General features: G+C 41.1%; 19 protein-coding genes. 10 read left to right on the forward strand and 9 right to left on the reverse strand.

Annotated elements, in window-relative coordinates; genetic code table 11:
• Positions 1–2 precede the first annotated feature (2 nt).
• Positions 3–239, reverse strand: a complete 237-nt coding sequence (gene xseB, locus Q4557_RS14430; protein ID WP_076540313.1) for an exodeoxyribonuclease VII small subunit — start codon at positions 237–239, stop codon at positions 3–5.
• A gap of 398 nt (positions 240–637) precedes the next feature.
• Here xseB and pomA point away from each other — a divergent pair, with 398 nt between their 5' ends.
• The 3 genes from pomA (at position 638) to thiI (ending at position 4,176) form a co-directional block, all read left to right on the forward strand.
• Positions 638–1,405, forward strand: coding sequence for a flagellar motor protein PomA (gene pomA, locus Q4557_RS14435; RefSeq protein ID WP_102439523.1), 768 nt, complete (start codon positions 638–640; stop codon positions 1,403–1,405).
• 3 nt (positions 1,406–1,408) lie between these two features.
• Positions 1,409–2,356 (forward strand): flagellar motor protein MotB, encoded by a 948-nt coding sequence (locus Q4557_RS14440; protein ID WP_303413552.1) that lies wholly within the window; start codon positions 1,409–1,411, stop codon positions 2,354–2,356.
• Positions 2,357–2,721: 365 nt separating this feature from the next.
• Entirely contained in the window at positions 2,722–4,176 is a 1,455-nt protein-coding gene (thiI, locus tag Q4557_RS14445; protein WP_102439525.1) for a tRNA uracil 4-sulfurtransferase ThiI, read from the forward strand.
• 161 nt (positions 4,177–4,337) lie between these two features.
• Here thiI and Q4557_RS14450 read toward each other — a convergent pair whose 3' ends face one another.
• A complete protein-coding gene (locus Q4557_RS14450) occupies positions 4,338–4,574 on the reverse strand; it encodes a hypothetical protein (RefSeq protein ID WP_102439526.1) in 237 nt (78 codons plus the stop codon).
• Between the two features lie 178 nt (positions 4,575–4,752).
• Between Q4557_RS14450 and Q4557_RS14455 the strand changes: the two genes are divergently transcribed.
• From Q4557_RS14455 to rlmM, 4 genes are all read left to right on the forward strand, one after another.
• Complete coding sequence (locus Q4557_RS14455; RefSeq protein ID WP_076540323.1) at positions 4,753–5,664, forward strand: transcriptional regulator GcvA; 912 nt, start codon at positions 4,753–4,755, stop codon at positions 5,662–5,664.
• Positions 5,665–5,740: 76 nt separating this feature from the next.
• The gene (locus Q4557_RS14460; protein ID WP_102439549.1) at positions 5,741–6,472 is read left to right on the forward strand and encodes an alpha/beta family hydrolase; all 732 of its coding nucleotides are present in this window, start codon (positions 5,741–5,743) and stop codon (positions 6,470–6,472) included.
• Between the two features lie 22 nt (positions 6,473–6,494).
• The gene (locus Q4557_RS14465) at positions 6,495–6,875 is read left to right on the forward strand and encodes a DUF423 domain-containing protein (RefSeq protein ID WP_102439527.1); all 381 of its coding nucleotides are present in this window, start codon (positions 6,495–6,497) and stop codon (positions 6,873–6,875) included.
• Between the two features lie 187 nt (positions 6,876–7,062).
• Positions 7,063–8,154, forward strand: a complete 1,092-nt coding sequence (gene rlmM / locus Q4557_RS14470; protein WP_102439528.1) for a 23S rRNA (cytidine(2498)-2'-O)-methyltransferase RlmM — start codon at positions 7,063–7,065, stop codon at positions 8,152–8,154.
• 131 nt (positions 8,155–8,285) lie between these two features.
• On the opposite strand, the gene Q4557_RS14475 is transcribed toward rlmM, so the two are convergent.
• Positions 8,286–9,296 carry an isocitrate dehydrogenase gene (locus tag Q4557_RS14475; protein ID WP_102439529.1) on the reverse strand — a complete coding sequence of 337 codons (1,011 nt, stop codon included), beginning with the start codon at positions 9,294–9,296 and terminating at the stop codon, positions 8,286–8,288.
• A gap of 569 nt (positions 9,297–9,865) precedes the next feature.
• Here Q4557_RS14475 and Q4557_RS14480 point away from each other — a divergent pair.
• Positions 9,866–12,583 (forward strand): prolyl oligopeptidase family serine peptidase, encoded by a 2,718-nt coding sequence (locus Q4557_RS14480; protein ID WP_303413558.1) that lies wholly within the window; start codon positions 9,866–9,868, stop codon positions 12,581–12,583.
• 84 nt (positions 12,584–12,667) lie between these two features.
• Here Q4557_RS14480 and Q4557_RS14485 read toward each other — a convergent pair whose 3' ends face one another.
• The 5 genes from Q4557_RS14485 to Q4557_RS14505 all read right to left on the reverse strand — a co-directional run bounded on the left by Q4557_RS14485 (position 12,668) and on the right by Q4557_RS14505 (position 19,384).
• The gene (locus tag Q4557_RS14485) at positions 12,668–13,147 is read right to left on the reverse strand and encodes a DUF3192 domain-containing protein (protein WP_303413560.1); all 480 of its coding nucleotides are present in this window, start codon (positions 13,145–13,147) and stop codon (positions 12,668–12,670) included.
• Positions 13,148–13,173: 26 nt separating this feature from the next.
• Complete coding sequence (xni, locus tag Q4557_RS14490) at positions 13,174–13,932, reverse strand: flap endonuclease Xni (RefSeq protein WP_102439532.1); 759 nt, start codon at positions 13,930–13,932, stop codon at positions 13,174–13,176.
• 182 nt (positions 13,933–14,114) lie between these two features.
• Positions 14,115–15,476, reverse strand: a complete 1,362-nt coding sequence (gene ppnN / locus Q4557_RS14495) for a nucleotide 5'-monophosphate nucleosidase PpnN (protein WP_102439533.1) — start codon at positions 15,474–15,476, stop codon at positions 14,115–14,117.
• A 31-nt stretch (positions 15,477–15,507) separates the two neighbouring features.
• Positions 15,508–17,064 carry a GGDEF domain-containing protein gene (locus tag Q4557_RS14500; RefSeq protein WP_303413564.1) on the reverse strand — a complete coding sequence of 519 codons (1,557 nt, stop codon included), beginning with the start codon at positions 17,062–17,064 and terminating at the stop codon, positions 15,508–15,510.
• 163 nt (positions 17,065–17,227) lie between these two features.
• Entirely contained in the window at positions 17,228–19,384 is a 2,157-nt protein-coding gene (locus Q4557_RS14505; RefSeq protein ID WP_102439535.1) for a tetratricopeptide repeat protein, read from the reverse strand.
• Between the two features lie 153 nt (positions 19,385–19,537).
• On the opposite strand from Q4557_RS14505, the gene Q4557_RS14510 reads away from it, so the two are divergent.
• On the forward strand, positions 19,538–21,343 hold the full coding sequence (locus Q4557_RS14510; protein ID WP_303413566.1) for a M61 family metallopeptidase: 1,806 nt from the start codon (positions 19,538–19,540) through the stop codon (positions 21,341–21,343).
• Positions 21,344–21,472: 129 nt separating this feature from the next.
• Here Q4557_RS14510 and rdgC read toward each other — a convergent pair whose 3' ends face one another.
• Positions 21,473–22,384, reverse strand: a complete 912-nt coding sequence (rdgC, locus tag Q4557_RS14515; protein ID WP_102439550.1) for a recombination-associated protein RdgC — start codon at positions 22,382–22,384, stop codon at positions 21,473–21,475.
• Positions 22,385–22,728: 344 nt separating this feature from the next.
• On the opposite strand from rdgC, the gene Q4557_RS14520 reads away from it, so the two are divergent.
• On the forward strand, positions 22,729–23,688 hold the full coding sequence (locus Q4557_RS14520) for a porin (protein WP_102439537.1): 960 nt from the start codon (positions 22,729–22,731) through the stop codon (positions 23,686–23,688).
• Positions 23,689–23,817 lie beyond the last annotated feature (129 nt).

A 23,817-nucleotide genomic window follows, 5' to 3' on the forward strand; every position in this document is an offset into this window, starting at 1 on the left:
ACTTATTCGCCTTCAACGGTAAATGGGCTGAGGTTGGTATCGTCTTCATTTAATAAGATGGAAACTTTTTGTTGAGCCTGTTCTAGCTTAGATTGGCTCTGGCGCACTAGCTTAATGCCGCGCTCAAATTGTTTAAGGGCATTATCTAAAGTGACTTCACCTTGCTCAAGATCTGCAACAATGTTTTCAAGCTCCGATAAGGATTCTTCAAAACTTAGATTCTCAGGTTTTTTTGCCACAATTCTTATTCCTTCTATTATGCGGGGACAAGGTATATCAGGCCGCGCTAAGGGTCAAATTCAGTCGTTGTTTATTTGCTCAATAGCACGCTTTGTGACTGAATATTTATATAATTCATAAAATATTCCTAAACTTGGGCTAAGTTTGACCGATATAGATAATGAATACCAGTGTCAAGCGGTCGCTTTAAGCGAAGTTTGAAATCCATGGTAGTAATAATGGTAGTCGTAATAGCATTTTTTGATGCTTTTTTGATAAACCAGCCAATTAATCGATGAAAGTGTCACTGTATGAGTTTTTTTTGTTCGTTTGAACATTTGTCCTAATAGCTCAGAGTGTTACATTGGTATTCATAGAAGTAAGGCAGCATTATTAAGACTGCGCTCAAGGAGAAATTGTGGATTTAGCAACCCTAATAGGTTTAATAGGCGCCTTCGCTTTTATTATTGGTTCTATGGTGAACAGTGGTGGGATTTCGATTTTTATTGATGCGCCATCGGTGATGATTGTGCTTATTGGTTCTCTTTTCGTTGTGATGATGAAATATAATCTTAAGCAATTTTTAGGCGCGGTAAAAATTGGCGCTAAAGCTTTCATGTTTAAAATTGATAAGCCTGAGGAGTTAATTGACCAATCAGTGAATATGGCTGATGCAGCCCGTAAAGGGGGCTTTTTAGCATTAGAAGAAGCGCAGATCGGTAACAGTTTTATGCAAAAAGCGGTCGACATGTTAGTGGATGGCCATGATGGTGATGTGGTGCGTGAAGCCTTAGAAAAAGATATTGCCCTGACCGAGGAAAGGCATAAAACCGGCATTGGCATTTTTAAATCCTTAGGTGATGTGGCCCCAGCCATGGGCATGATTGGTACCTTGATTGGTTTAGTGGCCATGCTATCGAATATGGATGACCCTAAATCAATTGGCCCGGCAATGGCGGTGGCATTATTAACCACGCTTTATGGCGCGATTATCGCCAATATGGTGGCGCTCCCGATTGCTGATAAATTGCAATTACGTATGAGTGAAGAGTTACTTAACCGCAATTTGATTATGGATGCGGTCTTGGCGATTCAAGATGGTCAGAACCCACGTGTTATCGAAGGTTTCCTGAAAAATTATCTAGGTGAAAAACAACGTCAAATCGATACCACGGACGGAGAGTAGCTCATGGCTAAAAAAGCCAAGTGTGATTGTCCACCACCCGGCGCGCCGTTATGGCTAGCCACCTTTGCTGATCTTATGTCGTTATTGATGTGCTTTTTTGTTTTGCTGCTGGCATTCTCTGAAATGGACGTGATGAAGTTTAAGCAAATTGCCGGTTCGATGAAGTATGCCTTCGGGGTGCAAAATAAAGTTGAAGTTAAAGATATTCCTAAAGGCACCTCGGTGATTGCGTTAGAGTTTCGGCCGGGAAAACCGGACCCTACCCCTATTGAAATTATCAATCAGCAAACCAATGAGATGACAGAGCAAACCATTGAGTATCAAGCAGGCGACGATGCCAGTGCGGGCGGCGTGCAAAAACAGCAAGGGGATAATCGCGGCGGTAATGCTCAAGCGACGGCCCAGCAACAAGCACAGGCTCAGCAAGCCCAAGCGAAGTCTGAGCAAGAAAATATTAACGACCAAGTGAAAAAAATGGCCGAAAAACTCAATGAGGAAATTGTTGATGGCGCCATCGAAATTGAATCGTTAGGGCAACAGATTATTATCCGGATCCGCGAAAAAGGCTCTTTTGCATCGGGTTCAGGCTTTTTACAGCCAAGATTTAAACCTGTTATTCGCTCAATTGGTGACTTATTAAAAGATGTTCCCGGCATTATTACAGTATCAGGTCATACCGATGGCATGCACATTAGCAATGAGCTTTACAGTTCTAATTGGGACTTATCCAGTAAACGCGCAGTCTCAGTAGCCCATGAACTGGCCAAAGTGACAGGCTTTGATGACAGCAGAATGCGGGTGGTGGGTATGGCATCTAATGCGCCATTAGTGGCTAACGACTCTGCTAAAAACCGTAGCCGTAATCGCCGAGTTGAAATTGCTATTGAACAAGGCAAGGCGAAAGAGTCTGCTGAGATAGAAGTACTCGCGCCACAATCACAGCAGCCATAGAAACGCGCTCTTTATATAAGATGAGATTAGCCGCTTAGTCCTTAAGCGGCTTTTTATCGGCTTTAAATAGCGCTGTATAGCCAGTAATCGCAACGCCGTTTCACTGACGCTGTGTTGCAGTATTGCTTAGACTGCTAATTTTATTTAGATTTAATGACAGCCTTAGCACCTAAGCTCAAAGATTGTGTGTAATAAAATTTATTGTGTTTGGTATATAGACAGTTTTTGCTATAATCCCGCCTTTGTTGGCTGGTTAATTTCCAGCCATTATTATTTTTGACTTTTATGAGTTGATTTTGCGCTGAATATCAACGCAATCCGTAGTCGTAAAAGTGAACATCCAAATCAGTTGCCGCGGAAATCCAATGAAGTTTATTGTAAAGCTATACCCAGAAATCATGATGAAAAGTAAAACTGTTCGTATGCGTTTTACTAAAATTCTTGAGACCAACATTCGAAATGTACTTAAAAAAGTTGATGACGAAGTAAAAGTACAACGTCAATGGGATCGCATTATGATCCACGTCAACAGCGATGAACAAACGCGCATTAACGCCATTGCTGAGCGTTTAGAATGTATTCCTGGTATTGCTCATGTTGTTCAAGTTGATGAATACAGTTTTGAGTCAATGGATGATATCTACCAGCAAGTACTGCCAGTTTATAAAGAGCAATTGGCAGGTAAAACCTTCTGTGTTCGCGTTAAGCGTACTGGTAAGCATGACTTTAATTCAATTGAAGTTGAGCGTTACGTTGGTGGCGGTTTAAACCAGCACACAGATGCTGTGGGTGTGAAATTAAAAAATCCAGATATGACGGTTAATTTAGAAATTGACCATGAAAAACTGTATATGGTTGTGCGCCGTATTCCCGGTTTAGGTGGTTTCCCAATGGCGACCCAAGAAGATGTATTATCGCTTATCTCAGGTGGATTTGATTCAGGTGTATCAAGCTATCAATTCATCAAAAAAGGTGCCCGCACTCACTATTGTTTCTTTAACTTAGGTGGCGCGCAGCATGAGATTGGTGTTAAGCAAGTGGCTTATCATTTGTGGCAGAAATATGGCGAGTCACACAAAGTGCGCTTTATGACTGTACCATTTGAGCCAGTGGTTGCTGAGATTCTAGAAAAAATTGATAACGGTCAAATGGGCGTTATTCTTAAGCGTATGATGATGCGCGCCGCCACTAAAATGGCTGAAAAGTACAACATCCAAGCTTTGGTTACAGGTGAGAGTTTAGGTCAAGTTTCAAGCCAAACTCTGACCAACTTAAACGTAATTGACCGCTGTACGGATTTATTGATTTTACGTCCATTAATCACCATGGATAAGCAAGACATTATCAATGAAAGTCGCCAAATTGGTACTGAAGATTTCGCTAAAGCGATTCCTGAATATTGTGGTGTGATTTCGCAAAAGCCAACCGTTAAGGCTGTACTGGCAAAAATTGAAGCTGAAGAGCTTAAATTCAGTGAAGACTTAATTGACCGTATTGTAGAAGATGCCGTGGTTATCGATATTAAGCAAATTGCTGAAAAAGTTGAAACCACAGTAAGTGAAACTGAAACCGTTGATGCAATTGAAGCTGGCAGTGTTGTGATTGATATCAGAGCACAAGATGAAGAAGAGCAAAACCCACTAAGCATTGATGGCACTGAAATCTTAAAAATTCCTTTCTTTAAATTAGCAACGCAATTTGCTGATTTAGATAAAAGTAAAACCTATTTACTCTACTGTGATCGCGGCGTAATGAGTAAATTACAAGCGTTATACCTGACTGAGCAAGGTCACAGCAACGTTAAAGTATACCGCCCTTAATGGTGTAAAAGGAGTATCGCTAGTCGATGCTCCTACTTAAGCTTTGCAGGCTGTGATGTGTATTTCATATTGAAACTGCGACAGTCATTTCAGCCCATAAAAAAACCGCATTACCATTTAAATGGTCAATGCGGTTTTTTTGTTACTGTTTTTACAGTAAATTAATCAGCAGTGCGCGTTTCAGCGGTAGTGATTGGCTGTTGAACTTCTTTGTCTGCAGCTAAAGTGCTGTTAACATCAACCTGAACATTACTTTGCATTTCTGACATGCTTTGTTGAAGCTCTGCGTTTATTGAAGCTTGAAGGTCGCTGATATCAATGCCTTCTTCATTTGCGCTAGCTGTAAAAGCAAAACAAGAAAGTAAAGCTACTGTAGCTAATGATTTTAAATTGAACATAAAGGTCGCCTCCGGGCTGACTTAACACTGGCGGACACACCCTTACACTGCGTAGAAGTTGTCCAACTCACCATAAATCTGATGGTCATAATTTAACCGAACACAGTGTTCTTTACAAACGACAAAATGTAACGCTATTCATTAGAAAAACTAATTAAAAAACGAGAGATGGATCACTATGTCGCGAAGATTGCCACCTTTGAACGCGGTAAAAGCATTTGAAGCAGCAGCAAGGCACTTGAGCTTTACCCGTGCCGCTGAAGAGTTGTTTGTTACTCAGGCTGCTGTTAGTCATCAAATTAAAGCATTAGAAGATTTTCTAGGCCTAAAGCTGTTTCGCCGCAAAAATCGTTCGCTTTTATTGACCGAAGAAGGTCAAAGTTATTTCCTCGATATTAAAGATATTTTTATCCAATTAGGTGAATCAACCGACCGATTATTAGCCCGAAGCGCCATTGGTTCGTTAACGGTAAGTATGTCACCAAGTTTTGCAATTCAATGGCTTGTGCCGCGTTTGGCTAAGTTTAGTGAGCAAAATCCCGATATTGATGTACGCATTAAAGCTGTTGACAGCGAAACGGGCTCATTGACTGATGATGTAGATGTGGCCATCTATTATGGCCAAGGTAATTGGCCTGGCTTAAGAGCGGATAAATTGCGTAATGAAGTGCTCATTCCGGTGTGTTCACCGCTGTTACTTAATGGACCTAAACCATTAGAGAAACCCAGCGACTTAAAAAATCATACCTTACTGCACGATTCTAGCCGTCATGATTGGCAGGCATGGTTTAGGCAATGTGGAATTAGTGAAATTAATGTTAATTCTGGCCCCATCTTTAGTCATTCATCGTTAGTACTGCAAGCTGCCGCTCATGGCCAAGGTATTGCGCTGGGTTACAGCGTACTCGCAAGGCCGGATATAAAAGCAGGCCGCTTGGTGTGTCCGTTCTCAGAGGTGCTAGTCAGCAAAGATGCTTATTACTTAGTGTGTCAGCAAAATCATTCTGAATTAGGTAAAGTCGCTGCCTTTAGAGAGTGGATGGTAGATATGTTTGCTGAAGAGTCTCGCAGTGAATTACTGTCAGGCTAGGGCTAACTTACCCAAGCTTAACCACATAGCGCAGTAATTAATGCTGTTGTCACTAACAATCGAAGAAACTAATGATATGACCCCCCTAGGCCCAGCTGTAACAAACGATAGTTTAGAAATTGAATCAATCTTACAGGGCGACCCCAGTAAAACATTAGTGGTATTGGCCCATGGCGCTGGGGCTAATATGCACCATGAGTTTATGGTCGATATCGCCAATGGCTTGGTTGCTAAAGGTTATCAAGTATTGCGCTTTAACTTCTTATATATGCAAGCCAATATGCAAGATGGCAAAAGAAGGCCGCCAGATAGAGCGCCTAAACTGTTAATGCATTTTACTAGGCTACTTAATTCCATTGAACAAACCATTGAAGACAATGATCTTGTGGTCGAAAACATTGTGTTAATGGGGAAATCAATGGGTGGCAGAATGGCGGCGACATTGTTAACCGATGACGAACTTATCATTAATGATGAGCAGGTTGAGATCTCTGCTTCAGTTAACGCCTTAATTAAAGGCTGCATTTGCTTAGGTTATCCCTTTGTTCCATTAAAAGGCGGAGAGCCGAGACTTGAGCCGTTAAATAATGGCATAAAACCATTAATGGTGGTGCAAGGTGAGCGGGATAAATTTGGCGGTATAAGCGAAATACCCCAGTGGGATATAAATAAACAAGTCAAAGTCAGCTGGATAACCGATGGCGATCATAGTTTTAAGCCACGTAAGTCGTCAGGAACCACATTAGAGGCTAATCTGAAGCACTGCTTAACCATATGTGATCAGTTTATTACTGATATTGTGGATTAATTTTCTATAAAGCGAGATATCAATGAGACAAGGTTTATTACTGTTAGCGGCAATCAGTGGTTTTTTAGCGGTTGCTTTAGGGGCTTTTGGTGCCCATGGGTTAAAAAGTATTGCCCCGCCTGAGTTGGTTGCGATTTTTAAACTCGGTGTCGATTATCACTTTTATCACACCTTTGCCATTATTGCCGTAGCGTTAAGTGGTCACTGGATAAGTTCAAAACTGCTGGATTGGGCAGGTTATTTATTCTTCGTGGGTATTTTATTATTTTCAGGTTCATTGTATTTATATGCCTTTACTGGCGCCAAATGGATTGGGCCAATTACCCCTATGGGCGGCGGTTGTATGCTGATTGGCTGGACATTGTTTGCCATTGGGATAGCAAAACATACTAAGCAGAAATAACTTAGCGTCACCTTTGGCAAATATTTCAAAGCAGCAGCTTGTTTATCAAATCTGCTGCTTTGTTGCTTTTATCGGTTTGCCTTTTCTATTTAACACAGCGGCATAATTTTTGAGTATAATGCCCCCATTATTTTGTCCTTCGACCATACTGTGAAGCAGTTATGGTTATAGAAGCTTAAGGCTTATCATGAAAAACCTCTTTATATTTTGCCGCGCAGGCTATGAGAAAGATTGTGCTGCAGAAATTCAACAGCGTGCAGCTGAATTAAATATTGGTGGCTTTGTTAAAACCAATACCAATGATGCTTATGTGATTTACCAATGTTTTGAAGAAAACGGCGGTGAGCAACTGGCAAAGCAAATTGAGTTAAATTCATTAGTGTTTGCAAGACAAATGTTTGCTGCTGGTGAGTTGATAAAAGATTTGCCTGAAAAAGACAGAGTATCACCGATTGTGGCTGCTTTAAGTGAAGTGTCAAAAGCGGGAGAATTACGAGTTGAAACTCCAGATACCAATGAAGCTAAAGAACTGTCAGGTTTTTGCCGCAAATTTACTGTGCCTTTACGCCAAGGCCTGAAAAAGTCTGGCGCATTATTAGCTCAAGAAAATGACCGCAGACCTATCATTCATGTGTGCTTTGTAGCGCCGGGTACGGCTTATGTCGGCTATTCATTATCAAACAATAGCTCACCTTATTTTATGGGCATTCCCCGTCTTAAAATGGCTGCCGATGCTCCGAGTCGTTCAAGCTTGAAATTAGATGAGGCTTTTGGGCAATTCTTGACAAAGGAAGAGCAAGAAGACCGCTGCCGCTCAGGGCTTCATTCTGTGGATTTAGGCGCTTGTCCTGGTGGCTGGACTTATCAGCTAGTACGTCGTGGCATGTTTGTCGCCGCAGTTGATAATGGTCCTATGGATCAGAAGTTAATGGACACTGGACAGGTTAAACATTATCGCGCCGATGGTTTTCGTTTCGAACCACCAAGAAAAAACATTTATTGGTTAGTGTGTGACATGGTAGAAAAACCGTCACGTGTTGCTGAGCTCGTTGAAGCTTGGGCGATTAATGGCTGGTTTAAAGAAGCCATTTTTAACCTTAAATTACCAATGAAAAGTCGTTATAAAGAAGTCAGACAGATTTTAGATACTATGGCTGAAATTTTAAAAGAAAACGACATCACAGATTTTAAATTACAGTGTAAGCACCTTTATCATGATCGTGATGAAGTGACAGTTCACTTATGGGTTAAACCTAATACTGCTTGGGCGTTTAACTAAGCTATTTAGCTGGAAATTTAAACAAGCATTAAAAAGCCCTTAGTGAATATCACTAAGGGCTTTTTTATTATCCTTTAATTAAAACTAGAGTTATTAGCGCTGCAATAACTCAGCTAAAAGGGTAATAAAGCTTATCCTAAACGATCAACAACAGCTTGAGTGAAGTCAGTTGTACCATGAGTACCACCAAGATCGCGGGTTGTGCGGTCGCCTTCTTCAATCACAGCAGATACTGCAGAGCGGATCATTTCCGCTTTGTCAGCCATGCCTAAATACTCCAGCATTTGTATAGAGGCTAGAATCACGGATGTAGGATTTGCAAGATTTTTGCCTGCAATATCAGGTGCGCTACCATGAACCGCTTCGAAAATTGCCGCATCTTTACCGATGTTTGCGCCAGGCGCCATACCTAAGCCGCCAACAAGACCTGCACATAAGTCAGATAGAATGTCACCGAATAAGTTAGTTGTTACCAATACATCAAAGTTTTCTGGATTCATGACCAACTTCATACACGTTGCATCCACAATCATTTCTTCTGTTTCGATATCTGGGTAACGCTGGCTCACTTCACGCGCCACTTTCAAGAATAAACCTGAAGTTGACTTCATGATGTTGGCTTTATGAACGATAGTCACTTTTTTACGGTTTTCTTTACGTGCTAGCTCATAAGCAAAAGTGGTAATTTGCTCTGCACCTTGACGAGTAATGATACTGGTCGCTTCAGCAGTAGCGCCATCGTCAGATACTTTTTGGCCTAAGCCTGAATACATACCTTCAGTGTTTTCACGTACTGTGATGATATCAATGTTGTCATAACGTGCTTGAGTACCTTTAAAAGAAAGTACAGGGCGCACGTTAGCATATAAGCTGAATTTTTTACGTAGGCTTACATTGATAGAGGTAAAACCTTCACCGACAGGTGTGGTTAATGGCCCTTTAAGGGTAATACGGTTTTTTTCGATAAGGTCTAAGGTACGCTGAGGTACTAATTCACCTTGCTTTTCTAATGCGGCTAAACCGGCGTCTGCAAACTCATATTCAAAGTCGCAACCAGCCTTGTCGAGAATTTTTAAAGCCGAATCGATAATGCTTGGTCCAATCCCATCACCTGGGATTACGGTTATAGTACGTTTTGGCATGGATAGTCCTTCCACTTAGTGGTTACTGCATTTTCTTGTTATTGTTTACAACACCTTAACAAGACTACTTACTCACGGTTTTGTTGCGGCGCATTTTAACGAATTTAGATTTTTTTTTACAGTTTTTAGTGAGTTTAATCACATATTTTTTTAAATAATTAAGCTAATCCTCAGGTGATTGCTTTAAGATATTCACAACCATGTAATTGAAAGGCTTATTTCGCGTCATAAATCAGCTTTAGTTGTTAATAAAAGGTTGGTTGTAAAGTTATTTCGCGTGCATAGCATAAGCTGGTGACAGATTTTAAATAGACGACTTTGGTCTACTAACTACAGTCTACTAGCTTTGGGCCTACTAACAATCTAAGGGGCTGCAAAATAACTTGGCACAGTTTAGTCTGAAAGGTCATTAATTAAATTGCGGTGATATTTTCAACAATGCTTTATTAAATTTCAATTATGTTTTCAGTTAATGAATTTAGCTGAACTGTATTTCATTCCATAACAACAATAACGAGGAAGATTTGAAGTTACGTAACCTTATTCCATTGACTATGTTAGCAGTGTCAATGTCAGCCATATCAGCTGACAACATTAAGCCGTTATTGCTCGATGATATTATGCGCTTTGAGACCTTACAGACTCCCGTTATCTCTGAAAATGGCACAGTGTTAGCGGTTGAGGCTATGCCAGATCGCGGTAATAGCCGCGCTTTAGTCAATCAAGTGGCTACACAAAAGCAGTATCAAATTGATGGTGGCTCTGATGTTAAAGTCAGCGCAAATGGTGATTATGTGATTGCCACTATTGCGCCGAGCTTATTAGAAAAAGAAACCCTCAAAAAGTCTGAGCTTAGTGCAGGGCTTAGCTTACTGAATACCAAAACAGGTAACCAGCAACAGTTTAAGCGGGTTAAACAAGCTGAGTTTAGTACCAAAGGTGATTATTTAGCGGTTTGGTTTGATATTGATGACACTAAAGAAGATGGCAAAGAGGACGCTGAAGAAACGAGCATTAATGGCGCAGATAAAGGCAGTGGTTTTAAGCTCATTCAACTCGCCACCAATACTTTTCAGGAGTTTGACCATGTTACTCAATTTAACTTTGACCGCTCAGGTAACCAATTTGTGGTTGCCATTAATGATATTGCTGCCAAGCAGCATGTGATTAAAAAGGTCGATTTAATCACTAATACTCTAACGCAAGTTTATAAGTCAGACGGTTATCAAGTGGCAGAGCTGAGTTTATCTGATGATGGCAACTGGCTTGGCTTTACCCAAGGGGATGCAGGTGTAGAGCGTGATGAGCGAGAGTATCAACTGAAGCTTTTGGCTCTAGAGTCTCTTAAGCTCAAACAGGTGCCAACAGATGATGACTGGACTTTGAATCAGCATTCAAAAATTTTCTTTTCTGAAGATAGCTTAAGGCTATTTATTGGCCGCGTACCGCAAGTAGATAAAGCCCTGACACTGGCATCAATAGAGTCTGAAGCCGATTTATTTGACCAACAAATTGTTACCGGACTTCGTGATTTAAAAGTGTGGCATGGTGACGACCCAAAAATAAAACCTCATGAAGTAAAACAATATGCCAAAGAGTTAAAGCGCACTTATCTTGCTGTGATGCACGTTAATGCTAACCGTATAGTGCAACTGGCGGATAAAGCCGTACCGGATGTGCACTATGGTGAACAAAAGCGTTATTTATTAGCTACCTCAGATGTGCCTTATCAAAAAATGATCACCTGGGCAGGTTTTTATCAAGATGTCTATCTAGTGGATTTAAATACTGGCCGTAAGCTGCAAATTTTAACTCAACATGCCTCAAGTGAAATGCCAAGCTTGTCTCCTAATGGGCGTTTTGTGGCGTATTATCAACAAGGCGGACTGTTTTTGTATGATATTGCTAATGCCAGAAAACACAGTTTAACCAAAGATATCGCTATTAGCTTTGCAAATGAAGACCATGATTATCCCAGTAATGCGCCAAGTTATGGCTTAGGGCCTTGGCTAGCCGATGATTCAGGCATTATTGGCTATGACAAATATGATGTGTGGCAATTTAGCAGCTCATCGTTTGACGGCTTTATGTTGTCTGCGGGTGAAGGACGTAAAAATCGTCAGCAGTTTAGATTGGCAGGGTTATATGCAACGTCAGATATGCCTGCTGTCATTGAGCAGCAGCAAGCGCTGCTATTGCACGGTTATAATGAACACACCAAAGCTGACAGTTTTTATCGCGCCACTGTTGGCGTCCCAGGAGTGACGTTGCAACTTGAAACCGAGGCAAAATTGACGGTACTTGCCCGCAGTAAAAATAGCGACACTATGGTGTTTTCTAAGCAGCGTTATGATCTTTACCCTGATTTATACACCTCAAGTGTGAATACGCCTAATGAAGCCAGCCAACAAACTGACTTAGATAGTCAGCGAGATGATTTTAATTGGGGCGCTGCAGAATTGGTGCGTTGGCGTGATGGTGATGGCCGCCCAGCTGATGGCGTACTGATTAAGCCCACGAATTATCAAGCCGGTAAACAGTATCCGGTTATGGTGTATTTCTATCGCTTTATGAGCGATCGTTTGCATTCATTCCCGCATATGGCAATTAATCATCGACCAAACTTTGCTTGGTATGCAGATAATGGCTATGCCATTTTCTTACCTGACATTCGTTTTGAAGTAGGTTACCCGGGGATCTCGTCAGTAAAGGCATTAACTGCTGGCGTTCAAAAAATCATTGATATGGGCGTTGCCGACCCAGATGCCATTGGTATTCAAGGCCATTCATGGGGCGGTTATCAAACCGCTTTCGCTGTGACCCAAACCAATATCTTTAAAGCAGCGGTTACCGGTGCGCCCGTGTCGAACATGACTAGTGCTTATAGCGGCATTCGTCATGGCTCTGGCCTTGCTCGTCAATTTCAGTATGAAACAGGTCAAAGCCGAATTGCTGAAAGTTTGTTTAAGTCGCCGCAAAAGTACATTGAAAACTCACCGGTGTTTTATGCTGAACGCATTCAAACTCCAATGATGATTATGTTTGGTGATAAAGATGATGCGGTGCCGTGGGAGCAAGGCGTGGAGCTATATCTTGCCATGCGCAGAACCGGTAAAGATGTGGTGTTTTTACAATATGAAGATGAACCACATCATTTGAAAAAGTACCCTAATAAACTAGATTACACCATTCGAATGAAGCAGTATTTTGACCATTATTTAAAAGGCGTTGCAGCGCCTAAGTGGTTAAAAGAAGGTGAAGCGTATCGAGAATATAACCAAGATTAACGATTACAATTCAATCTAATATTGAACTGAAAATGCCACTGATAGCGATATACAGTGGCATTTTTTATGGGTTCAGCTGAGCGGTTACTGTTCTGAAGTTATTGCTGTTTCTATGCCTTGCTCTGCGGGAATTGGACTGGTTTGTATCGCGTTAAGATCGGTTTCAGTTTGAGGTGCGATAGCGATAATCGATATTTGCAGAAATTGCTCATAGGTTTCTTGCCCCCAAGCAATCAGCTCACCATCTTTAAATAACAGCGGCGTGCATTCATCTTTAGTGGTTTGACCGTCGGAGGTGACATGGTGAGTGCGGTAAAACATAATTTGAAAGCTGCCATCAGATGATGCTTTGGCCTCTGAAAAATCGGCTCGGCCCATTAGTTGCCTAATGCTATCAATAGTTTGGCCAATTATAATTTCGCTAAGCATTTTATGGTTAAACTCTTGGCGTTCTTGCCAGCTGCGATCTTCTGGCCGAGTCTCGTAGACAAATATAACGAAAATAACAAAAGTGACATATGCAATAAAGATGGTTGCGATTAAATATGACACTTTAGATTTCATCAGGCGATTCCTTGCTTCATTAATGGTTAGCTAACTACTCTAAACTGCTTGAGGTTAATGTTTAGCGGCATATGGCATTGCAGTTGCGCCAATTTATAACTGATTCTTGCCATCTCTTTGCCCTCTGATAATTTTAGCGCTTGTTTCGCACCAAGATTATCCAGTGACTGGTATAAGTTTGCCAAGCTTCTAAACTTGTTTAATAAATCCGCTGCTGATTTTGGCCCAATACCGGTAATACCAGGAACTTTATTCCCCGCGTCTCCCGCAAGCGCGATAAAGTCTAAAATTTGATTTTGCTGCACGGCGAGCTTTTTCTCTAAGGCTTTTATATCAAAATATTGCTGCTTGAAATGATCCCAAATAACAATATTGCTATGCATCAGTTGCCCAAACCCTTTGTCGGTTGACACTATGATGGCCTGACCGTTATTTTCAGCAATTTTAGTGGCCAAGGTGGCAATCACATCATCGGCCTCTGAAATGGCATCATGGGATTGAACATGTTCAATGGCCAGAGCGGTTTTGATATCTTCAAGGCCAGCCTTTAAAGCGACAGGCATAGGCTTACGGCCTTTTTTATAATCAGGGTAGAGCTGTTTACGCCACGATTCTTCATCACCGTCCCACACCATAATGGCATGAGTTGGTTGGTGATGTTTAAGTAATTTTTTACATGCTGACAGTGTGCGCTCTTTAACACTGACGATATCCGTTTCATCTGGCAATACCGCATGAATACGCCTAACAAGATTAAGGCCATCGATAATGAGTAATTTATTCATGGTTTTCTTTTCGTTTGCAGTAAGGTCGCTCACATTGAGCCACTGTATGATTTAATTATAAATTAACCGTCCTTGAGCTTAAACCTTACGGCTTGTTTTTAACAGTGGAATCAATGGCTATTTAAGCGCTACTTGATTAAAAAGCAAGATGTAGACGGCAAAGTAAAGCAATATAACATGTGCTATTTTTTATTATTGATGCGATAGCAAGGAGTATATTCGCTGCCTGGCAGTTTCATTCTTTGTTGCGTTACGAACGCAGCAAGCAGTTTATCCATCATGGTCATCAGCCGCTCATCACCACTTATCTCAAATGGACCTAAGTCTTCAATAAGTTTAATGGTCTCACTTTTGACATTACCGGCAACAATGCCTGAAAACGCCCGCCGTAAACTGGCCGCTAACTCAGCTTTGTTCGGATGAAAAAACAGGTGCAGGTTTTTCATGACCTCGTGATTTGGCTCAAAAGGCAGTTGAAATTCAGGTTCTATTTTCAGCGCCCACTGGTATTGGTAAGCATCACCAAGTTGTTTACGCATGGCTTTTACATCGCTCATGCCTTGTTTCATCAGCTGCGCTACCTTTACAGGATCATCAATAATGATTTGGTATTTATCTCGGGCCTGCTGACCAAGGGTAGCGCCGATAAAGTCATCTATTTCAGTGAAGTAGTCCGCACTTTGTTTAGGGCCGGTTAAAATCAGTGGAAAGGGCAGCTGGGCATTGGCGGGATTAAGCAAAATACCCAAAATATAAAGCAGCTCTTCAGCGGTGCCAGCGCCGCCGGGAAAGATAACAATACCATGGCCTAAACGGACAAAGGCCTCTAAGCGTTTTTCGATATCTGGCATTATCACCAGCTCATTGACTATTTGATTCGGGGGCTCTGCAGCAATAATACTGGGCTCGGTTAAGCCAATATAGCGGGCATCTTTAATGCGCTGTTTGGCATGACCAATGGCGGCGCCTTTCATTGGGCCTTCCATTGCGCCTGGACCACAACCGGTGCAAATATCTAACGCTCTTAACCCCAACTCATAGCCTACTTCACGGGTGTATTGATACTCTATGGGGTTAATGCTGTGTCCGCCCCAACACACTATGACATTAGGATCGATCATCGGTGAAATGACTCTGGCATTACGCAAGATATCAAATACCACATTGGTAATGTGGCTGGCATTGGTGAGATTGATGTGCTTTAGATTGTCATATTTATTGTCGATATAGACGATATCGCGAAGCACAGCAAAAAGATGTTCTTGGATCCCTGCAATGATTTCACCATCAACGAAGGCTTGTGTTGGCGGGTTGATGAGCTCTAGTAATAAGCCGCGTTCACGTTGCAGCACATTGATATGAAAATTGGCGTAGCGCTTGAATAAAGCGTCAGAATTATCACTTTTTAAACCGGAGGCAAGCACTGCCAGTGAGCAGTTTCGCAGTAGTTGGTATAACTCATTTTTAGCACTTTGCTTGAGGCGATCAACCTCCATTTGCGAAAGTTGATCTAAGCTGCCTCTAGGGCTGATCTTTATTATCATATGCAACTCCTTGGTAGAGTTGCAGTAGATACTAGATATCGATTACAACTCTATCTCGACCATTATTTTTGGCTTTATAAAGTGCAGCATCAGCACGTTCAAAGGTTTCTTCGATACGTTCGTTTTCCATGACCTGAGCTGCACCTATGGATAATGTCACAGTAATTCTCTGATTTTTAAACTTAAATGGAATATTCTTAATTTTATCTTTGACCCGATTTAACAATAGACCAATATGCTCTTCATTGACATCTGGTAGCAATAAAACAAATTCTTCGCCGCCATAACGGGCAACAAACTCACTTTCTCTAAGGGAGTTTTTTAGCGCCATGGAAATGACTTGCAGGGTTTTATCACCGGTACTATGACCAAAACTGTCATTGACTGTCTTAAAGTAATCAATATCAGTTACCGCCACCCATAATGGACTATTAAAGCGTTTATGGTTTCTATACTCTTGCTCCATTCTATCTTCTAATGCAGCACGATTTGGCAGTTGGGTTAATGGGTCTAATAGGTTGAGTTTTTGATGCTCAAACAGTTTTTCTTTGTAGCTGTTGGCTTCTTTAGTAATAGAGCTTAGCTCTTTTTTCATCGACTCAACGGATTTACGTAGCAGTGATTGCTCACGAGTTTCAAGGGCTTCTTTACGGTTTAATGCATCTCGTAATGAAGCAAGTTGGACGGTCAGCTCAGTTTTTAGCGCGATGATATCATCGACGTCATCGACAATACCGTCAGCATTATCAACCCGCAGGTTAATTTCTTTATTAAGCTGAGTTTTAATTTGTTGTGAACGCTCGTTATTGTTTGCAGTATTATTGACCACATCACGAACTATGCTAATCGCATCATTTAAGGTATACAGAAAATCCTGAGAGGCGGTTTTTTCTCGGGCAATGTTATTCAGTAAAAAGCTCAGTATTGTTTGATATGACTCAAGTAAAGTATTGAGCTTAATATCACCCATAAGCACTTCTTTCATGACCAGAATTTGATCACGTTGCTCTTTTCTGAATTCTATCTCAGATATTTTTTGGGCTAACTCTTTTGCTAAAATTAAGTGTTGAGGCAAAATGACATGGTCATCAGCATTGGCAAACTTTTGCTGAAGAATTTGCTCGTAAAAGCCGATAACTTGTTCCACCTTAGGAATATATTCCCAAATGGTATGGAGCGGCTTATTAAGATCTTTTTTAAAGTAATTAATTTCTTTTTTGATTTCATCAGGGGCAGAATCAACCCGCTGAATCTGGCTGATCACCCGGGACAGGCTGTTGCGACTCTCTTCAAGGCTAGTCATTGTTTGGCTATATTGTGCCTTTAATAACCGCTCAATACCCACCAATTCAGGCAAGGCTTCATCTATTTGCTCAAAACCCTGTAAATGATGTCTCAGTTTGGCAAGGCGATTATCTAATTCAAGATTTTGGCCCTTGCACGCTAAGCTTAAGTGTCCTAAAAATCGAATTAAGGTGCGTAATTTTTCACTACGATCATCATGAATTTCTTCGATAGCTAATTTAGCGGCGTTGAGCTTTTGTTTTAATAATGAAACTTGTGACACCGCTGCTGAAGAGTCTTGCATGCTGTAAGCCTTCCTTGAGAAAAATAAATTTGTTATTAGTCCAATTAACTATATTGGATAACAATACCACTAATTACTTGTTTACACACAATTTTTGTTTGCTTTTTTGATATATATCATTGACTTGTGTGTTATTTGAGCGTAAATCACGTGAGTTGTTAACTCAACCGGTTGGCCACTTAATATCGGCAGCTTGACGATTTGTTTCAGCCCTAATTATACCTCTTTGCAGTGCATGGGTTAAATTTAAATACAAGGGTTTAAAAAATATCGCCGCAGGGGCAAAATTTAAGCTGCGAATACTGACATAGGTTTGATCCTCATTGAGGCTTTTTGCCGCCGCGAGGGCATATTGCACCGTTTCATATTGTAATTGTGCCGTTAATCTTACATCCGGATTGGCCAGTAATGGCAAGTTAACGTGGCCCATAATGGCGTGTAATGGCTGCTCACTAATATCTGAAAAATTAGGTATATTGCTTTTATTGGCAATGGTGATTGCAGCTAGCTGTGCTTGTAAGTTGGTTAATGTTTGCTGGGCTGATAACTCGTCTGAGAAACATAAGCCAAATTCACCCGGCTTGATGATGAACACTTCACAATGTAAATCCAGTTCTAATTGTTTACTAAGGGATACTGTAATCGCCTTATATTCAGATAAACCCAGATCAATATCAATATCAGCCAGGGCGCGTATATTCACTAAAGCCAGCGTTTTGGGTGAACGGGCACTTGAAAGTAAATTAATTAAGGCCTGGTAACCATTCAGTTGTGTCAGTGGTTCTTGTACGGATAACTGTCGTAAGGTTTGGCAGGTTTGTTTGGCACGATTTAATTTTTTTAGGCTGACAAACCATAAAAAGGCAAAGATAAATATCACCGCAAACAGGATTATAATAGCCTTTTGCTGGTCCTTGTTATCACCCATGTAGTGAGTGAGTTTTTGCTGTAAATTTCTAATTTCTAATTTGAATTTTTCTTCGTTTAAGCTTGAATGAACCATGTCATTGACTGGTGACTCTTGTTCACTTTGGCTAATGGCAACCATTTTATCCATTACCTCAAGGGTAGAGGAAATGTCATCCACTTTACGATAAGCAACGGAAAGGTATTCTAAGGCTTCTTTTTGGGCATCAATCAGTTGTTTTGATTCTGCTATCTCTAGCGCTGCCTCAGCATGTGTAATGGTTTGCTGCCATTGCTGCTGTTTTGAGCTTACCTGAGCAAACAATAACTCGTTATACACTAAGTAGTGTAATACCTTTCTGGCTTTAAAAATTTCATTGGCCATGGTCAAGTAATTGAGGGATGACTGATAATCATCTAAATAAAAGTAGGCTTCGCCGATATTATGAAAGTTAAGGGCTTGACCAATGAGATGACCATTTTGTTGATCAATTTGTTGGGCATTAAGGTAGTAATCAATAGCTTTATTCCATTGTTTTTGCATGCCATAAACCATGGCTATGACTGTCAGGGCCTTTGATTGGAAGGCTTGTTGTCCTAGCTGCTGAAAACTAATGGCGGCATTGTTGGCATTTTTTAGGGCTTCATCCCATTGGCCTAGATCTCGATATAATCGTGATAACTGAAATTGAGTGTGTGCATGTAGCACAGGGGTGTCTAATCGACTGGTAATACGAAATGCTTCGTTATAGTGCTGTAATGCCTTCGCCAGTTGCTGCTTATTAACATAGAACTTACCTAAAGCGGTTTCAGCTTGGGCAATGAAATAATCCACCCGCATTTGGTAGGCAAGGTCACGATACTGTTTGTAGTGATACATGGCTTGGGTATCTTGTTTTAGCAAGCTATTCATGATGCTTAAATAACCTTGTAACACAAATTTAAAGGTCATGGCTTCGCTGTCGTTGAGTGAGGCTATTTTGTTTAATGCCTCTTTGAACAGAATGATACTTTGCTGATATTGCTGATCCTCTCTTCCTCTTATTCTTCCTTCTAAGAGTAAAATTTTTGCTTCATCTAGCGGGCTAATAGCGATTGATTCAAGTTGCCTGGTTAATAAGCGGGCATGACTGACTTCATTAGGGGCTGTGATGGTTGATTGTAAATATAATCTTGCTAGGGTCGCTAAATCTCTTTGTAATTGCTTAGGTTGGTATTTTAACTCTTCAGCCAGTTGTTCAAATTGCTGGCGGTTGTTAAATGATAATGGGAAGTTGGTTTTTTTCTGCAGTTGCTCAAACAGCTGAACTGGGCGTTCATTAAACTCAATTTCAGCTTCGATAAAGGTATCCGCAACAACAGGAAAGGCCGACAGTAATATTAAGCTGAGTAAACCACTGATGAGTTTTCGCATGAAGAATGAGCAACCTTATTATAATTTTTGTAAGCTTTTATTGTTACTAGGTGAGTGAACTCACTGTACTTGTTATACTGCGCGCCTTAAGGGAAGAAAATTAATTACAAGTCCTTAAAAACATAACAAGAATAATAACAGAAGGAATCGAGAGTGAAAGCCAAAAAATTGACTATTTTATCTGCCAGCTTACTTTTTAGCGCCAGCAGCCTTGCCCAAGTTAGTTACCAAATCGATTTGACTCAGCCACAGCACCATTTAGCCCAAGTGAATGTTAGTTTCCCTACATCTTCAGCTGAGAATTTAACGGTCAATTTACCCGTTTGGCGTACGGGAAAATATGCAGTGCTGCCGTTAGCTGATGGGGTTCGCTCATTTACAGCAACAGATGAACAGGGCCAAGCGTTACCATGGCAGCGTACTGAGACGGGGGAATGGCAAGTGAATTTGTCAAAACCGACTGCAGTTAATGTCAGCTATCAGTTGTATGCCAATGATTTAGGTACTCGAGTGCGTCATATTGATAGCTCACATGCTTATATCGATGCCAGTGGGGTGTTTATGTATAGCCCTGAGTTTCGTGATGACAATGTGTTGGTTTCAATGAATGTGCCCCAAGGCTGGAACAGCTATTCAGGTATGGCACAGGGCAACAAAGCCCATTCATTTATTGCTGATAACTATGATGTGTTAATTGACTCGCCAATTGAAACCGGTGAAAACGCCCATTATCGCTTTACAGCTGACGGTCGTGAATATGAACTGGTTTTTTGGGGTGAAGGTAATTACGATGCTCAGCAAATCGTTACAGATTTAACCAAAATCAGCAGCCAAGCTGAGGTGATTTGGGATGACTACCCGTTTGAGCGTTATGTGTATATGGTGCATGCCACCAGTGGCGCACGAGGCGCCACTGAGCATTTAAATTCAACCATTATTCAATTGCCACGCTTTAACTTTAGAGAACGTAAAGATTACCTGCGCTTTATCAGCACAGCATCTCACGAGTTTATCCATACTTGGAATGTCAAAGCTTATCGCCCACAGGGCCTAGTGCCTTATGATTACCAAAATGCCAGCATGACAGAGTTATTATGGATGGCTGAAGGCTCAACCAGTTATTTTCAAAATCAGTTATTATTGCGAGCCGATGTCATTACCCCGAAAGAGTTTTTTGCCGATTTAGCCAAACGGATAAATAACAACCTGCATAAACCGGGTCGTGAAATACAATCGGTTGCGCAAGCCAGTTTAAATGAGTGGACCAATACTGGCGGTGATTATGCCATTAACCATGGGGTCAATATCTATTCTGAAGGCTACTTGGCGTCGTTGTCACTGGATTTTAATTTATTGAAAGACACCCAGTTAGCGCATTCGTATCGTGATGTTCATCGTCAATTATACCGTGACCATAAACTGCCTAAAGGCTATAGCGTTGATGATGTAAAAGGTATTTTAAAGACGCTGGCAGGTAAAGATTATCAGCCTTGGTGGCAGCAGCATATTACCCAGCCATTCAGCTTAGATTTTGATACCTTACTGGCACAAGCGGGTTTAGCGATATCCTATGGCAAAGAGCCAAAGTCGACTGTTTACAGCGGTATGACGTTATCGGGTCAGCATGATGATTTAACACTATCCCATGTCAGCCGTAACAGCCCTGCATGGTTGGCGGGTATTGTTGCTGGCGATGAAGTGGTAGCCATTAACGGTTTAAAAGTCACTGCCGCGGGCTTTAAAAAGCGCTTAGAAGATTTCAGCCCGCAAGACACCATTAACGTAAGCCTGTTTAATAACGACACCTTAAAGCAGCTTGAGTTAACCTTAGATGAGCAACCTAAAGGTGAGCTAGCCATAATCGGTGTTGATTCACCAACGGCTGCACAAAAGGCCTTTCTTAAAGCTTGGTTAGGCATTGACTGGCCATTTGATGAGCAAGGTGAGTTTGCTAAATAAGCTAGTAAATTAATAGTTTTAATCAATTTTTTGATTAAAAGCATAGAAAGTTGCTACAAAAAAGCCCAATAGAAATAAATTCTGTTGGGCTTTTAAATTTGATTAAACCACTAAAGTGAAGTTACAAATTTAGATATTTTCTTCAATAGGCCCTAATGCCTGTTTCATCGCATTAATAAATGCGACTAGCTCGCCGCCCATTAATGCAAAATCGGCATCCAGTTTCGCCAAGGGATCTTCTGTGCCCACATCATCGGTAGCAGCTCTAAATTCTTCAGAGAACTTAAGGCGCTTAACGCTGGCATCAGACTGTAATAAAAACGCAATCGACTTAGCAAAATGCAATGACAGTTTATGTACTTGTTTGCCGGTCGCTAAATGGGCTAATACTTCATCTTCTTGCAGTACTTGCTGCTTAAAGCGCACAATGCCGCCTTCATCTGAATCAGACTTAAGCTCAGCTTCATCTTGCATTTCAAAAGGTTGTGGTGATGCGCCGTTTCTTAACCATTCGGTTAACGTGGTTTCAACTGGCGTAGTAAAGTGCAGCGGCACAACCGGTAGGCTGCCTAAGGCTTTGCGTAATAAAGCTAATAATTCTTCAGCTTTAGTGGCGCTTGAGCTGTCCACTAAAATCATTTCTAACTCAGGCATGATTAACGCATGGGTTTGACTACGACGAGAAAAAGCACGAGGCAATAGCGTCATGGTTATTTCTTCTTTCATCGCATCTTTTTCTTTCTTGGTCACTTTGCGGCTTTCTTGATCTTCTATTAACGCTACTTTTTCATCAAGCGCTTCTTTGATCACTTGGCCAGGCAGGATCTTTTCTTCTTTAGTGACACAAATTAAATGACGGTTTTCAGCGCTGTGAACTAACGCTTGGCCTTTTTTGCCCAATGCATTTGAAAAGCCAAACTTACTGATGTCTTGGCTTGAGCATGGCGAAAAGGTGAAGTCAGCTAATGCTGTTTCAAGTGCCTCTGTATCGGTACTGAAAGGCTTATTAAAACGATATAGGGTGAGATTTTTAAACCACATGAAAGACACTCTTCGAAAATTAAAAATGCAGTTTACGGTATCGTGGCGCTGGGGTAAACCATCATTCCCAATCTGCATGATTGTCGCTATGGCAGAATTCATCAAATTGTCATAAATCACTTTTAATTGATATTTTCTTTACTTTTCAGTGTGTTGATTATCTTGTTTTGTAATTGAATTAGTTTGTTCTAAATAAAAGTCCAGTTTTGAAATATTTCTGCAACAAAAGGTGTGCAATATTCGCCTCGTTCCCAAGCTATTAGGTAGCAGGTTTCTGCTCGTTCCAACTGATTAGCTGCACAGAAAAAGGTGTAAAACACCAACTATTAAGTCTAAAGGATGAAATGATGAACACTTTTTATAAAACGCTAGTTGCTTCTGCTATTGCTGCTGCCACGCTTTCAACCGCTCAAGCGGCAGAGCCACTTGAAATTTACGGTAAGCTCAATGTTTCAATTCAATCAAATGATGACGGTTCAGGTTCAGAAACACGAGTGCAAAGCAATGCTTCACGATTTGGTGTGAAAGGCGCTTTCGAATTAAATAGTTCTTTAGAAGCGTTTTATACTATCGAATATGAAGTGGCAACTGACTCAGACAGCTCAAACAACTTCAAAGCCCGTAATCAGTTTGTTGGCCTAAAAGGCGACTTTGGTTCATTCGCGGTGGGCCGTAACGACACTATGCTGAAAAAGTCGCAGGGCAAAGTCGACCAGTTTGGTGATTACTCAGGCGATTTGAAAAACTTATTTGCTGGTGAAAACCGTATAGCAGAAACCGCAACTTACTTAACGCCTAAGTTTGGTGACTTCCAAGCGGGCGTGACTTACGCTGCATCAGGTGACAGTAAGCAAGCAGATGAGGATGGTTTCAGTATCGCTGCAATGTACGGTGACTCAGGGCTGAAGAAAACCCCAATTTATGCATCGGTTGCCTATGATGCTGAAGTTGCAGGTTATGATATTGTTCGTGGTACAGTACAAGGTAAAGTCGCAGGTTTTGTACTTGGCGGTATGTACCAACAAGAAGAAAAAGTCGATAGCGGTGATAGCAAAGATGGCTACTTACTCAGCGCTGCTTATAAAATTGACAGCGTGACCCTAAAAGCCCAATACCAAGACATGGAAGATAAAGGCGATTCATGGTCAATTGGCGCAGATTACTCACTAGGTAAGCCAACGAAGTTATTTGCTTTCTACACTGACCGTACTTCAATGGGTACAGTGGAAGATGCAGATGGTAATGATATGGATATCTCAATCGACGAAAGTTACTTTGCTGTAGGTATCGAACACAAGTTCTAAGTATCGCTTTATTAAAAGCGGTTTAACCGAAAATGTGTGATACATAACAAAGGAGGCATATCGCCTCCTTTGTGTTTTTCAATACATTAATTATGGCGTAGCGTGATAGATTTATGACAAAAATATGAT

It is taken from the genome of Shewanella sp. 5_MG-2023 (assembly GCF_030547465.1).
Lineage (GTDB): Bacteria > Pseudomonadota > Gammaproteobacteria > Enterobacterales > Shewanellaceae > Shewanella.